The 12,690-nt window shown below is 63.5% G+C and carries 15 protein-coding genes; 1 reads left to right on the top strand and 14 read right to left on the bottom strand.

Going from position 1 to position 12,690, the window contains the following annotated elements:
- Positions 1-37: 37 nt before the first annotated feature.
- The 5 genes from E3U25_RS17280 to E3U25_RS17300 are packed head-to-tail and all read right to left on the bottom strand — an operon-like array spanning position 38 to position 6,684.
- Positions 38-2,119: a phage tail protein gene (locus tag E3U25_RS17280; RefSeq protein ID WP_116222078.1), complete on the bottom strand. Its 2,082-nt coding sequence runs from the start codon at positions 2,117-2,119 to the stop codon at positions 38-40.
- Entirely contained in the window at positions 2,119-2,493 is a 375-nt protein-coding gene (locus E3U25_RS17285; RefSeq protein ID WP_116222077.1) for a hypothetical protein, read from the bottom strand. Before E3U25_RS17285 ends, E3U25_RS17280 begins: the two co-directional genes overlap by 1 nt.
- Before the next feature lie 14 nt (positions 2,494-2,507).
- Complete coding sequence (locus E3U25_RS17290; protein ID WP_116222076.1) at positions 2,508-3,092, bottom strand: YqhG/Tai3 family protein; 585 nt, start codon at positions 3,090-3,092, stop codon at positions 2,508-2,510.
- Positions 3,092-3,754, bottom strand: a complete 663-nt coding sequence (locus E3U25_RS17295; RefSeq protein WP_116222075.1) for a hypothetical protein — start codon at positions 3,752-3,754, stop codon at positions 3,092-3,094. Before E3U25_RS17295 ends, E3U25_RS17290 begins: the two co-directional genes overlap by 1 nt.
- Positions 3,754-6,684: a tape measure protein gene (locus tag E3U25_RS17300; protein WP_116222074.1), complete on the bottom strand. Its 2,931-nt coding sequence runs from the start codon at positions 6,682-6,684 to the stop codon at positions 3,754-3,756. The genes E3U25_RS17295 and E3U25_RS17300 overlap by 1 nt, the downstream gene beginning before the upstream one ends.
- A 12-nt stretch (positions 6,685-6,696) precedes the next feature.
- On the opposite strand from E3U25_RS17300, the gene E3U25_RS17305 reads away from it, so the two are divergent.
- The gene (locus E3U25_RS17305; RefSeq protein WP_281029316.1) at positions 6,697-7,389 is read left to right on the top strand and encodes a hypothetical protein; all 693 of its coding nucleotides are present in this window, start codon (positions 6,697-6,699) and stop codon (positions 7,387-7,389) included.
- Positions 7,390-7,544: 155 nt separating this feature from the next.
- On the opposite strand, the gene E3U25_RS17310 is transcribed toward E3U25_RS17305, so the two are convergent.
- From E3U25_RS17310 to E3U25_RS17350, 9 genes are all read right to left on the bottom strand, one after another.
- Positions 7,545-8,000 carry a gene transfer agent family protein gene (locus E3U25_RS17310; protein WP_116222073.1) on the bottom strand — a complete coding sequence of 152 codons (456 nt, stop codon included), beginning with the start codon at positions 7,998-8,000 and terminating at the stop codon, positions 7,545-7,547.
- Positions 8,000-8,473 (bottom strand): phage tail protein, encoded by a 474-nt coding sequence (locus tag E3U25_RS17315; RefSeq protein ID WP_041529800.1) that lies wholly within the window; start codon positions 8,471-8,473, stop codon positions 8,000-8,002. Before E3U25_RS17315 ends, E3U25_RS17310 begins: the two co-directional genes overlap by 1 nt.
- Before the next feature lie 48 nt (positions 8,474-8,521).
- Entirely contained in the window at positions 8,522-9,001 is a 480-nt protein-coding gene (locus E3U25_RS17320) for an HK97-gp10 family putative phage morphogenesis protein (RefSeq protein ID WP_244295181.1), read from the bottom strand.
- Between the two features lie 162 nt (positions 9,002-9,163).
- Positions 9,164-9,571, bottom strand: coding sequence for a DUF3168 domain-containing protein (locus E3U25_RS17325; protein ID WP_166435536.1), 408 nt, complete (start codon positions 9,569-9,571; stop codon positions 9,164-9,166).
- A complete protein-coding gene (locus E3U25_RS17330; protein ID WP_244295179.1) occupies positions 9,568-9,918 on the bottom strand; it encodes a phage head completion protein in 351 nt (116 codons plus the stop codon). The genes E3U25_RS17325 and E3U25_RS17330 overlap by 4 nt, the downstream gene beginning before the upstream one ends.
- Entirely contained in the window at positions 9,912-10,469 is a 558-nt protein-coding gene (locus tag E3U25_RS17335) for a hypothetical protein (protein WP_244295177.1), read from the bottom strand. The genes E3U25_RS17330 and E3U25_RS17335 overlap by 7 nt, the downstream gene beginning before the upstream one ends.
- Entirely contained in the window at positions 10,429-10,923 is a 495-nt protein-coding gene (locus E3U25_RS17340; RefSeq protein ID WP_116222071.1) for a hypothetical protein, read from the bottom strand. Before E3U25_RS17340 ends, E3U25_RS17335 begins: the two co-directional genes overlap by 41 nt.
- 41 nt (positions 10,924-10,964) lie before the next feature.
- The gene (locus E3U25_RS17345) at positions 10,965-11,273 is read right to left on the bottom strand and encodes a hypothetical protein (protein WP_116222070.1); all 309 of its coding nucleotides are present in this window, start codon (positions 11,271-11,273) and stop codon (positions 10,965-10,967) included.
- 57 nt (positions 11,274-11,330) lie between these two features.
- Positions 11,331-12,680 carry a phage major capsid protein gene (locus tag E3U25_RS17350; RefSeq protein WP_116222069.1) on the bottom strand — a complete coding sequence of 450 codons (1,350 nt, stop codon included), beginning with the start codon at positions 12,678-12,680 and terminating at the stop codon, positions 11,331-11,333.
- Between the last annotated feature and the right edge of the window lie 10 nt (positions 12,681-12,690).

Raw genomic sequence — 12,690 nt, forward strand, 5'->3', positions numbered from 1 at the left:
CAGAGCGAGCCTATAGGTCAGTGATTTTTGGTCAGTGTCAGGGGGTGGTGATGCTCGCCGGGCCAGCCGGCGTGCCCTCGACGCTGCTGACGTTGGCAGCGACGACCCAATAGTAATAGGTCGTCGCCGCGCTGATCGCGTCGTCCTGATATTCGCTGATCTGGCCCGAAGCGCCGCCCGTCGAGCCGATCATGGTCGCAGTGCCGAAATCATTCGTCCCGTTGCGATAGACCCGGATGCTGGCAAAGGCGCCGGTCGGGTTGCGCCACGACAGGTGGACATAGCCCGAGCCGTTCGATGGGATCAGCTCGGACGGCTGGCCCGGCGGCGTGGCATCAACCTGGATGGTGATGCTGCCAAGGTTCTCCCAGTCATCGACGCCCTCAAACAAGCCCGTCCAGCGGGCCCGCACAGCATAGATGGCGCGGTCACTGATTGCCGGCGAGGTTGCGATCATCCCGGACGAAACCATTCGCTGCCAGTAACCCGCCTCCGGAGAAACCATGCTGTATTCGGCCTGCACCACCAGATCGTCCCTGTCGGGGATCGGGACTGCGGCAACCTCGATCACCGCCTGCGCCGTCGTGCCGGTCGTGTTGATGATCCGTTGCGTCACTACCGCATCCAGTTCGGGCGGCGCGTCCAGTTCCGGGGTGGGCGGCGCGACGATCAATTCGCCCTCTTCCTCGGGGTCCCATGCTTCGGACGCGCGGTCCACCTTCGCCAGTTCGATACGGCATTCCAGATTGATCGGGTCAAACTGGTGGTTCAGCACCTCGTATTCCCCGACGATCTGCCGGCCGCTGCCATCCTCGGGCCGGTAGTCCAGCAGGATGGTATGGCGCTGGCCGGCGAAGCGCGGATAACGGGCCTTGAGGCCAGCCAGGTTGGTGACGACCTCGACCTTGGCGCGGTTGTCGTCGTGGATCTGCTTCTTCGCCAGTCGGCGCGCCTGCGACTGGTTCGGGCACATCTCCATGCGGTATTCGGCCGATACCTCGCCTTCCTCGGCCAGCCGATCCTCATCCCGCCACGGTTCCAACTCGGTGACGGTGAACTTCTGGTCCTCGGACAGGAAAAACGGCACCAGGACGTTATAGCCGTCGCGCTCGTTGATCGCCTCCTTGGTGACGATGGACGAAATGTCCTTGGCCGTCAGCGTGGTCGCCGGCGTGCCGAAACCGCCGCCGATCAGGCCGATCTTGCCGTCCTGCGTCTCATAGGCCCGGATGCCGCTGCTGGCATGCATGCGGTCCAGCACATCGACAGGGCCTTCGTCCAGCGTCCAGTAGCCCCAGAGCCGCAGGTTCGGCGCCGTGCCCCCGGCCTTCTGCGGGATCGGCAGGTCGGCCACATCGGCCATGGCCTCGACGCTGAGCCAGTCCACCTCGCCCGATGCCAGCCGGTAGCCGTCCGCATGGGTCAGGTAATGCGCGATGACCAGCGCCGCATTGTCGCCATAGGCCGAGGTATTGCTGCGCGGATCATGGATCGCCTGCCCCTCGATCACCCATTGCACCGCCGTGTTGTAGGATTTCGGAAAAATCTTCGCAAAATCCTCGGGTGCCGGCGCTTTCATGCGGACCAGGAAGGTGGCCTGACTCTGCAACCGGCGATTTGCGCCCCAGGTCGCCGGAAACGCATCCGACAGCGCCGGGTAATTGCCCCCCTGCCCCGATCCGTCACGAGTGGCGACCCACATGAACCCTGCCTTGTCCGTGCTGGTGACAGCGCCGCTGGATACCGTGACCGGTTCTCCATCAACCCAGAACTCGGCAAAGCTGTTGATCCTGCCGTGTCCAATGACGACCAGCTGATAGAGCATCCCGGATTTGGTATGGAAGAAAGCCCTGATGCCGCCCGTGAGGTTCTTGCCGACGTAGATCCGCCGCGCCGCTTCCGTCTGGTTGAGGACCGCCTGGATTTCCGAGACGGGGATGTTGATCTTCGGCTGCAACGCGCGAGATATGCCGATGGCAATGGCAGCCGCGCCGATCTGGCCTACCGCCATGCCAATGGCCGCTGCGCCGTAAAAGCCGAAGGAGGCAACCAAGGCATTGGCAAAGACCGCGTTGAATGCCCACGTGATGCCGGCGGCGATCGCACTGAAAATTGCCATTATTTCACCATCTGGATTTCAGCGACGCGGTATCCCGACCGCTCAAGGATGCGCTGCGCCGCACCACCGTTGCATGACATGGCGATCATCGCCGCGCCCCGACCTTGCGCCCATGTCTCGAAGGCCCGCAGCAAGCGCAGACCCGAGCGATCCTCGGCAAACCAGCCGAGTTCATAGGCCACCAGATCGCGGCTGATGAACGTGTCGCCAATGCGCCCGGCGATGAAGCCTCCGCCCGTGACCAGCACCACGCCGGCAGGATCGCAAATCAGCCCGGCCAGCGTCTCGCCGGCCTTGATGCGGTCCACCGGCAACCCGTTGACGGTCGCGGCCAGCTTCTCGATCAGGTCGATGACGCGGGGGATGTCATCCATCCCGGCGGGCCTGATCAACTCCCCGGCACCCATGTGATCGCCTTATCCTTGAGCGTCGGCAACAACTCCAGCCCGGTATCTCCGGGATAGCGGCGCTGCTGATCGGTATGCGTCCAGCGCCCATAGGGAGGTTTCCCCTGCTGCGACATGCGCCCGTAGCATTCCAGTTCGATGGTGCGGGCGTCTGCGCTGGACGTGCTGGTCATGTCCTTCATGCGGCCGACGAACACGCTCATCGGATCGCCGATCAGCCGCCCCCGGTGTTCGCCGTCGCGCTCGTCCGTCGCGAAAAGCTGATACAGCACCTGCACCCGGCGCCCGTTCACCTCGGCACCCTGATCGTCGCAGAGCGCGATCATCTCGGGCGAGGCGTTCGGGATCGTGAACCGCACCATGCCCGCCGACAGGCCATAGGTCAGTTCCATGGCGCTGATCTGGATCACGTCGCCCGTGCCCTGATATTCGACCCCGCCAGCGGTCAGCGGACCATAGCCGAGCCACCAGTTCTTGGGGTTGGTCTTGAAATCCATCTGGCACAGGATCGTGCAGCCGGTGACGCCGTTGCGCAGAACTTCGTCGGGAATGTCGTGGATGCTCATCAGAATGCCTCCACCAGCGACAGGGCCGAGGAACGGAAGCGCCCCGTCCCGAGGCCGATCTGGTCGCCGCTCTCCATCATCACCTTGAGCCGTAGCTGATCCACGATCACCACTGCCCCGGACGGCTGCGCCTCGCGGAGGTTCGGCATGATCGAAACGCGGATCGCGGTCTCGCTCTCCCCGATTGAGGTAGTGTTGACCACCTGGTGCAGGCGGTTACCCAGGCTGATGAAATGGCCCGGCCACAGTTGCGACAGGGCCGGCTTGTTGACGTCGATATAGCTGGCCCTGTGCGCAGCGGCAGCACGCAGGGTGAAGCCGTCGAACGGCTCGCCGAGGAAGCCGACATGATCGAAGGTATAGGCCGGAGCCATGTCGCAGCCGGTCAGCCGCCGGCCGTTCTCGTCGTTCGGCCGCCATTGCGTGCAGACCGGGACAACGCAGGTGGTGCCAGCCGCGCTCATCTGGGTGATGAACGACGAAAGGGCTAGGTGCGACTGCATGTCGTGGGCCAGCACCGTCATGTCCAGCCGCCAGAAGCCGTTGAGCGCCGGCTTTGCGAACGTCTCTCCGTCGATGTTGGTGAAGGGCTGGAAGCGCAGCCCCTCAAGCTTTGGCACCGAGGATTGCAGCTTGACCGGGAACGGGAACGAAACCTGCATCAGCGGCCACCCCTGAGATATTGCTGGTCCGACTGGCGCCGGTTATTCGAGGCGATGGCCTGCGAGACGGTCAGGATCACCTCGTCCTTGGTCACGTAATCGGCCGATACCACCGCGCCGGGCGCGTTGTTGTTGATGGTGATCTTGGGGGCGCTACCGCCCTGCCCGCCGCGCAGTGCGGCCTGTGCCTGGGACACGCTAAGGATGCGCCCGTTGACCGCGGGGACGAAGGGCTCCGGTCCCTTCTCGCCGACGACATAAGCTTTGCCGGCCATGACCGGGCCACCGGAAGCACGGAAGCCCGAGAACATGCCGCCAAAGAGATTGCCCAGCACGCTGGACCCACCACCAAACGGGTTGAACTGCCCGGCGAGCGCATTGCGGATACCAGATTTCAGGATGTCGCTGGCGATCTGCTTGAAAACCTGCGCCAAGCCTTCCCGCAGGCTTTCGCCAGCCACCAGCGCGCCTGCGAAGGCGTCGGCAATGCCGTCAACGGCCTGGTCGAATTGCTGCTGCGCAATCTCGGCCTTTTCCAGCTGATCGGTGAGGTATCCGACATGATCGGCATGCTCCATGATATTCTGGCGCAGCTTATCGTCGATGGGGAGGCCGGCTTTCTTCGCGGCATCCAGCAATTCCCACTGCGCACGCAGCTTGGCAGTCTCCTGCGCCGACTTGCCGACCAGCTCTATCTCCCGCTCCAGGTTTTCCAGATCGCGGCCAGCGTCCTCGAAGATATCGGTGACCGTCGTTCCCTTTTTGCCCTTTTCGCCGCCGGACTTCCGGCCGCCGCCGCCCGAGCGCGCGGAACGGCCTTCCTCGGCGCGACGGGCGTCTGCGGCGGCCTGTTCGATAGCAAGCTGCCTCGCCTGCTCCTCGGTGATAGCCGCCTGGGAGGTGGCGGCATCTTTCATGATTCGCGCTGTCCGATCCTCTATATCCCGCTGCTCCCGGCTGAGAGCATTGAGCCGACGCTGCTCGTCCAGAAATGCCTGGGTAGTTGCACCTTGCTTCTCAAGCGAGGTGTCGTCGCCACCAGTGCCCGGGCGCATCGCCACCGTGGCCGCGATGGTCGATGCAGTTCGGATCGCCGCCGCGCGCAGTTCGCCAAGGGCCTTGATGGCATTTGCGATATCACCGTGCAGGCCATTAAAGTCTGCGCGGGTGCTTCCGAGTTCCTCAATCGCATCGGCAGCCTCTTGGGCGGACTTCTCGCCCTTGTTCATTTCCGCGATGATGTCCCTGATTTCCTGCACAACCACGTCGCCGAGACCTTGAAGGTTGGCAACGTGATGCAGCTCATCCAGAAGCCCCTCTACAGATGCGGCTGCCGAGTCGATCTCGACCGCCACGCCATCGAACAGGAGGCCAGTGGTTAATGCGTCCGACACACCTGCCACGTCCCGCATCGCCGCCGCATATTGTTGTGCCGCGGCACCCAGGCCGGATGTATCAATGGCGGCGACGCTGCGCGCAAACTCATCAGCAGAGATTTTTCCTCGCTGATAAGCCTCTGCGAGATCACGCATCTGCTTGAGCAAAGGCAGGTCGCCTTTGTCAAAAGCCGCATAGAAATGGTCAACCTGCTGGATCATCCTGCCCAGCTCGCTGTCGTCGCCTTTGATCCAGGACCAAAACCCGCCAGTGCCCTTGATATCTTCGAGGCCCTTGCGGAACCGCTCGATGCGGGCCAACTGATCCTCGGTGCCGATGCCATCGGCAGCATCTGCGACCTCTTCCAGCGCCACGGCAGCATCTGGCGCGTAAAGCCCCAGGCTTTGCAACTCATCCCGCAGATCCCTGCTGCGCTGTTCCGCCTCTCGGGCACGATCCGAGTAAAGCAGGACACCGCCAGCGAGCAGACCGCCGATAACCATGCCCAGCGGCCCCGCCGCCGCGCTCAACCCACCGATTGCGGTGCCGACGCTGGCCATGGAGGTAGCCGCGCGCAGGGCAGCGCCGAACTTGATCAGCACCCCGGTTGCGGCGCCAAGCTTGGTGATCATGCCCCCGATAGAGCGGCCGAGCATACCGGCCGCAAGAACCGCGGCAAGCTTCAGGCCGGAATCGGCGACGGTATCGAAATTGTCGGCGATGACCGTAAGCGCCTCGGCGATCCGGCCCGACATCCCGACAGCATCGTCCCCGCGCCCGACATATTCCAGCAGGGCGTTGTTCAGGAGCATGAAGCCATCCTGGATCGTGGCGGGCATCTCACCAGCCTCGCGCCGGAGCTTTTCCATCTCCTTCGAGATGCCGAGCAGTTCGCGGCGCCCGATTTTCCCTTCCGACCCCAGCTTGCGCAGCTCCATGGTTGTGACACCCATGGAATCGGCGAGGGCCTGTGCGACACGTCCGCCGGAATCGATCACCGTATTCAGGTTGTCACCCTGGAGCGATCCGAGCGCCATCGCCTTGGAGAGCGCACTCATGACACGTTCGGCGGTCTGACCCTTGGCGCCGGACACAACCAGGGCGTTGTTCAGGCTTTCCACGAAGTCCAGTTGGCGATCCGTCGAAACGCCAAGTTCGGTCAGCGTGGTCGAGAATGCCAGGTATCCCTCGGCGGTCTGGCTGAGGTCGGAATAGGTGCGACGCGCCATCTCGCTGACGCGGCGCATGACCTCATTGCCTTTCTCCATGCTGCCCGCCGCCAGGTTCACCCGGCTGGTCAGGTCGGTCCACTGCCCCGTCATGCGGATCAGTTCCCGGCCACCAAGCGCCGCAGCAATGCCGGCGAACGGCGCGATCAGCGACTTGGCGGCCCGCGATCCGATACCATCCAGATTGCGCTGCATCGCAAGGAACCGCTTTTCGATGTCGCGGGCCTGACGGTTGGTGACGCCAACGGCCTTGCGCATTTCGCGCTCATAGCCTTTGATGTCTGCTGAAAGCTGAACGACCAACTTCTCTAGATCAGTAGCCATATTGGGGGACCAGTGCTTAAGGTTTTTACATTTTTGTCCGCAATTATAATCGCGTCACTTCCTGCCTTGTCTTGGGAGGTCGTGGAGGGCTGGCGGGATCCGATTAGCGGCCACAAATACACTGCTGCCAGCGAAACAAATTCCGAAGGATTTTCCATCCATATTTTTCGAGATACAGACGGGAAAGTTCGCGCCCTGTACTCTCTTCCAATCAGCACGTTTGATAGGATGCCGACAAACGGTAGAGTTCTTGCCATTCGGCCGGGAAACTTTGAACCATCGGAAATAGAAGCATCGGATTTGAATTCCGGCGTTCTTGAAAAGGCGAAGTCAAACGGGCAAAGCGTGAGAGCCACACTTTGGCACGGTCAAGACCCAGCCCCAACGCGCGGCACACTGCGCAATATGCTCGACAGCGACACTCTTTTTGCTCGCTTCTATACCGACACCGGCTCAACCGTCGACACAGAATGGAGCCTGAAAGGAGCGGCTGGAATTATTGGAAAAGCCGCTCAGTTTTCAACCACTGCATCGACAGACGATATAAACTGGTCAAATACCCAAGCAGACCTTCTGATTTCTGCAACCAATCGATGCAATGGTGATATAAAATGCATAAAAGAAACGGCTTCCTGCATGCATTTTATCACGGAAAGCCGCGACGTTGATAGTTTCAACCAGTGCGTTGGAAAGTTCGGGCGATAGCCCCAACTACCCCATCCTCTCAACAACCCCCTGCCACAGATCATCCTCATCCTGCTGCGACATGGGCTGATCATCGGCCGAGGTGTTGGCGGCGATCCAGCCCGCGATGGCGGCGCTGAATTCCCACCAGCTGCACCGCCTCACCTCCGACGGGCTCATGCCGGCGGCGAGACCGTTTCCGAAGACGTCCGCGAACCTGATTTTGCCGCGCGGGAGCGGTTCGCGGTCTTCTTCTTTCCCGCCCCGGGCTTTTTTGGCTCATCATCCGGTGCACCAGCCAGCGCCACGCCGAGGATCGCATAGGCCGTCTGGATGTTTTCGTTCAGTTGGCCCGGTCCAACATAGGCGCGGACCTTTTGCAGCGCCTCGACGGCTGGCATGCCCCCACCGATGAGACCCAGCCTGATAGGCTCGATGACGTAGCTGGCATTGGCATCCTTGGGCGGGGCGAACCCGGCCGTGCGGGCCAGGAGCGAGACCTCCAACGCCCATTGGATATACCAGGGGCCGGCATCGCATTTTTCCTGAAGCTCGGCCAGCTGCTCGATCTTCAGGGCGAACGGATAGGTTCCGTCCGCCCAGTCAAGCGTTAACTGCGCACTGCGGGACATCAGGCCGGCACCCGCTCGTATTCGACAGGTCCGTCCGACTGCATGCTGACGTTGGACGTGACCCGCTGGCCCTCAGGCGATCCGATCTCCAGGCTCTCGACGTGAAAGCGCCCGGTGTAGAGTTCCTTGCTGCCGTCGGGCCACTCGATCTCAACCTCGCATTCGATGCTGTCGGCGCTTGCCAGCGCGGCCTCCCACGTCGGGACGGATTGCCGGGCCATCACGCCCTGCCCCGAAATCGAGGCCGTCATCGAGACGGTGTCGCGCTCGACCCAATCGACGATGTCGTCTCCCCCCTCGCAATAGGGCGTGACGGTCTCTCCGAAGGTTTTGGAGCGATTGAACGACTTTTCGGTGAAGCCGCAGGGAGCGATGAACTCAGGCGGCTCTGCCCCATTCGACAGGCGGACGAACATCTTCTTCGAGCGCGTGGTGGTGGCTTTGACAGGCGTTACAGCCATGGTGGTCTCCATGAAATTGCCCGCCGGTCAGGGCAGGCGTTGATGAGAGGGGTCTGGGCGCTATAGCCCGCTGGCAACCTGGCGCGCGGCGTCGCGCACGGCCTTGCGAACCTCGCGCGCGGCAGGTTTCCTGTTCGCACGCCAGGAAACGTAGAAGAACGGCTGCGCATCCATCTTCTTCGTGCCGAACTCGACCCATGCCACATAATAGGCGTCATCTGGGCCGCGGGATTTGTCGCGCGAGCCGGCGAAAACCGTGATCGTCAGATCGCCGCCAACACCGGCACCCTTGAGCGTAGCCACAACCATGGAGCCTTTGGGCGCCTTCCCCCATGTCCAGCCGATGCTGTCACGCAGCGCGCCGGCTCGGCGACGGGCGTCGGGCTCTTTCAGCACCGGGACAAGGCTCTTCATCATGGCGACGATCTCGTCAGCCGCCTCGGCCATCTTCGTCTGGATTTGGTCCTTTGCGACCTTGGGGAGCCGGTCAAGCTTCCGCTGGAGCTTCGCCAGCCCCATGATCGTCGCGCCCCGTGCCATGGCCGCCTCCTGATTTCGGGTTGTCGATCCTGACCGCGGCCCCTTTGGCGAGGGCGGCATTGGCGCAGCGGCGCGTGACGCGCATCCGCATGCCGGCGTCATACCGGATCGAAACATTCGACTTCGGACACCACCGGAAGGTTTCGGTGAAGAGAACCCACATCACGAGCCATCCACCAATGCGCGGACGGTGACGATCCCATGCGCAACCTTCTCATCGGGATCGCCGATCACCGACCAGCTGGTGACATCGACCAGAACCAGCGCATAGGGGTCCGCCAATTCCAGGTCGGAATGCCTGATCGACTGCCGAACCGCGCCGCAGATCGTCTTGGCCGACATCTGCGATCCACCTTCCTGCGTCCAGATATCGATCTGCTGGAAGCATTCGGACCCGTCGACACAATCGGCGCTGTCGTCGATTTCCTGCGCGGGACCGAGGGTCAGGTAGGGATACGAGGCGCCGACAGGGGCGTTGTCGAATATCCGCTCCCCGAGATGCCCCGAGACGGCCGGGTCGGCCTTGAGATGCGCGATCAGCGCGATCTGGAGCGCGGCGCTGGCACTCACGGCGCCTTCCCTCCCTCGACGACGACGTAGACCCAGGCGGGATCGGTGATGCCGTCCACCTCGAGAATTGCGTAGACTGCGGCGCGGCGGGTATCCCGCATCTGCCAGTCGGTGGTAACCGAGCGCGCGGCCGCACAGGACCGAACGCGGATCTTGAATATCGGGCGCCCCTCAAGGCGTGCGGCCTCGACCACTTCCGAGCCGGTCGAATACAGAAACTGCGCGCGGCAGGAGTGGCGCTGTTCCCAGGTTGTCGAGGTGACGCCCCCGGGGCCGGAAACCTGCACAGGCACGTCGAAGGCCACGGCCTCTTTCAGCCTCGCCGTCTGCACCGCGGCCTTCACCATAGCAACCTCCTGCCGGAAAACCGGCGCCGCAACTGTTCCTCGGTCAGCGGATCGTCGTGGTCGTAGATCTGCTTGACCATGTGCAGGATGTTCATCCGGTCGGCCGGATCGAGTGGCGCGACAGCGGGACTGTCGGCGGGCAGATCGGCACCGGCGACCACTTCGAACCAGACCGGAAACGCCACATCCGCCAGGTCCGGCCGGGGCCAGTCGGAGTAGATGCCCAGGTATCCGCCCTGCGAACAGGGCACGAAGCGGTAGGCGGTCAAGGCCAACTCGACCTCCTGCATGGCCGGGTCCAGATAGAACACGCCGGCGATGCTGCGGATCGGATCGAGATCGATCGGTATGCGCGTGAACCAGCCCGCCGACCGGAACCGGAACACGGTCTGGGCGACGATGCGCCGCGCGAAGTCCTCGTAGCGCCGGGTCTCGCCGTCGATCAGATCGCGGATCATGTCGTCGTCATCGTCGAAATCGACCCGCAGCACCTTCTTGGCGGCGTCCAGGTCAATCGGCAGATCGGTTGACCGCGAGATCATGATCGGCATGCAGCGCCTCCATCAGCGGGGTTTTCGGATAGGCCGTCAGCGCGGAAACCGCACTGGCGTTGATGACCTCGACCCCGAGCAACGCGAGATCGGTTGCGGCGGCATCGATGATCCGCCGCCAGCGGGCCGTCGATTGCTCCGAGGGGTTGTTCATACCCTCATGCGCACCGTGCCAGTGCAGGCCGGCCTCGACCTGCATGTCGTAGCCGACCAGGACGATCCGCCGGGCGCCGAACTGAACCGCGAGGTTCAGCGCGTGAAACCCGCTGTTGCCGCCCCAACCGATGACACCCGGCCTGTCGGTCAGGATGCGGTCCACGGTCTGCTGCACCCGGATCGACCGGACGCCCCAGGGCTTGCGATCCACGGCGGGATCGGCGCCGAGCTTCAGGCCGGCAAACCCGGACGCACCGCTGTAGTGGCGCCACCACGCCAGGTCGCAGGCATAGAGCACATCCGCCCAGGGGCAGAGATGCCAGCTGTTGTTGATCGCGATTACGCGGGTTTGCCCTCGGAGGGCTGCGAGGCCTGCCCGCTCGTCTCCGGCGCTGGGTCCGCCGGCGACGATGATGCAGGTTTCGCCTTGCCAGCGCGGCCACCAGCCCGGCGCGTATCCTTGGCATCCGCCCCGGAAACCGGACCCGGTTCCGAGGCTGGAATAGGGTCGGCAGCATCAGCTTCGACCGGAACGGCCCGCCCCGCCTTCACCAGCTTCTCGGCGATATGATCATCGATATCGGCGACCTGTCCGCGCCGCAGCGCGCCGTAGGAGCCGACCATTCCGCGCAATGCCTGGATCTTCATCTCGTTCCCCTGTCATGAGCGGGGCGCCCGAAGGCGCCCCAAGGTTGTCGTGAAGGATCAGGCGCTGGAGACCGGCGCACCGCTGGAAACCACCGTCGAGTTGAACTCGCCGGTGATCAGCGCGGCCGGGCGCTTGATCGCAAGCGCGAGCCGCTCCTCGGCGCGAACCGTGATCATGTTCTTGATGAAGTTGTCACGATCCTCGCTGGAAGCGATGACCTCGGGGTCCATGCGGTCGTAGATCGTCGCCGCGGCCTTGAAGGCGCCGGTCAGGAACTCATCGAGATCCATGGACTGGGTCTGCACCACGGGATGGCCCCAGAGCTGCGGGCCGGCCAGCTGCATGACGTTGGCGAAGATATAGCGGAACTCGCCATCCTTGGTCAGTTCGATCTGCGCCCAGTTCGTCGGATGCAGCACGATGCCGTCGGCCGGATACTCGGCCAGCGACGCTTGCAGGAGCGCCAGGCGCAGCGTGTCGATCATCGTCTCGCCCGCGACCGCGAAGGCCGGGACGAAGGCGGTCGCGGCCGTGACAAGACCCTCCAGGTTCTGGCCGACGCCATCGCCCTTCAGCAGCTGCCCCTCTTCGGCCAGCATCAGGCCGTAGCGCAGTTCCGTATCGATCTCGGTCTGGAGCTGCTGCGCATCCTCCATCGCCTGGCGCGACACATGCACGAAATGCGCGATGGTGCGCACCAGCGCGCTTTCCTGCGCCCAGATATAGTCCGACTCGGGCTTCTGCGCGCCCTCGGTGACCGGGCGGGCATTGTTGGTCCGCGTGGTCTGGCGCGCATATTCGATGGCGTTCGATCCGGTGCGCCCCTGCGAAAGCAGGTTGCGGATCGTCATCTGCCGGCGCGGCAGGCCGACGATCTCGGTCTCGCGATCCGACCAGATCAGCCCGCCGCCGCCCGGACGAACCGAGGTGATCGCCTGCTCGACATCGAGCGCGATGCGGACGGTGCCCTTGCAGCCGGCCTGCGCAAAGGCGCGCATGTCGTCATGCCTGGCCGCGCGCTCACCGAAGCTCTGGACCTGATCGCGGTTGCCGCGACCGCGCTGCGAAAGCTGCTGTTCCAGATCGGTGTTGCGCGTCTCCAGCTGCTCCAGACGGTCGGTCAGCTTCTGCTGTGCGTCCGTCAGGATCTTCTGCTGGGTCAGCAGCTGGTCGGCCGAGTTTTTCAGCTCGCGGGTCAGCTCGCCGGAATCGCGCGACTGGCGCAGCGCATCCTCGGCGGTGCGCTTCACGTCGCCGCCGATGCGATCCAGTTCCTGGCGGACCTCGCGCATCAGTTGCTCGATATTGCCCGGGTTGGCCTCCGCGTGCACGGCGCCGAGCGCGGCCTGCGGACGCGCAGCCATCAGGGCCGCAAGGGAGACTTGCGGCATGAGTGCCTTGTTCATCGTCTGTTTC

The organism is Paracoccus versutus (assembly GCF_029909795.1).
Taxonomy (GTDB): Bacteria; Pseudomonadota; Alphaproteobacteria; order Rhodobacterales; family Rhodobacteraceae; genus Paracoccus; species Paracoccus versutus.

What these genes read in the sequence shown, in the direction of transcription:
- E3U25_RS17280 (WP_116222078.1), bottom strand. Translation starts at nt 2,119, where the DNA reads ATGGCAATTTTCAGTGCGATCGCCGCCGGCATCACGTGGGCATTCAAC.
- E3U25_RS17285 (WP_116222077.1), bottom strand. Translation starts at nt 2,493, where the DNA reads ATGGATGACATCCCCCGCGTCATCGACCTGATCGAGAAGCTGGCCGCG.
- E3U25_RS17290 (WP_116222076.1), bottom strand. Translation starts at nt 3,092, where the DNA reads ATGAGCATCCACGACATTCCCGACGAAGTTCTGCGCAACGGCGTCACC.
- E3U25_RS17295 (WP_116222075.1), bottom strand. Translation starts at nt 3,754, where the DNA reads ATGCAGGTTTCGTTCCCGTTCCCGGTCAAGCTGCAATCCTCGGTGCCA.
- E3U25_RS17300 (WP_116222074.1), bottom strand. Translation starts at nt 6,684, where the DNA reads ATGGCTACTGATCTAGAGAAGTTGGTCGTTCAGCTTTCAGCAGACATC.
- E3U25_RS17310 (WP_116222073.1), bottom strand. Translation starts at nt 8,000, where the DNA reads ATGTCCCGCAGTGCGCAGTTAACGCTTGACTGGGCGGACGGAACCTAT.
- E3U25_RS17315 (WP_041529800.1), bottom strand. Translation starts at nt 8,473, where the DNA reads ATGGAGACCACCATGGCTGTAACGCCTGTCAAAGCCACCACCACGCGC.
- E3U25_RS17320 (WP_244295181.1), bottom strand. Translation starts at nt 9,001, where the DNA reads ATGGCACGGGGCGCGACGATCATGGGGCTGGCGAAGCTCCAGCGGAAG.
- E3U25_RS17330 (WP_244295179.1), bottom strand. Translation starts at nt 9,918, where the DNA reads ATGGTGAAGGCCGCGGTGCAGACGGCGAGGCTGAAAGAGGCCGTGGCC.
- E3U25_RS17335 (WP_244295177.1), bottom strand. Translation starts at nt 10,469, where the DNA reads ATGCCGATCATGATCTCGCGGTCAACCGATCTGCCGATTGACCTGGAC.
- E3U25_RS17345 (WP_116222070.1), bottom strand. Translation starts at nt 11,273, where the DNA reads ATGAAGATCCAGGCATTGCGCGGAATGGTCGGCTCCTACGGCGCGCTG.
- E3U25_RS17350 (WP_116222069.1), bottom strand. Translation starts at nt 12,680, where the DNA reads ATGAACAAGGCACTCATGCCGCAAGTCTCCCTTGCGGCCCTGATGGCT.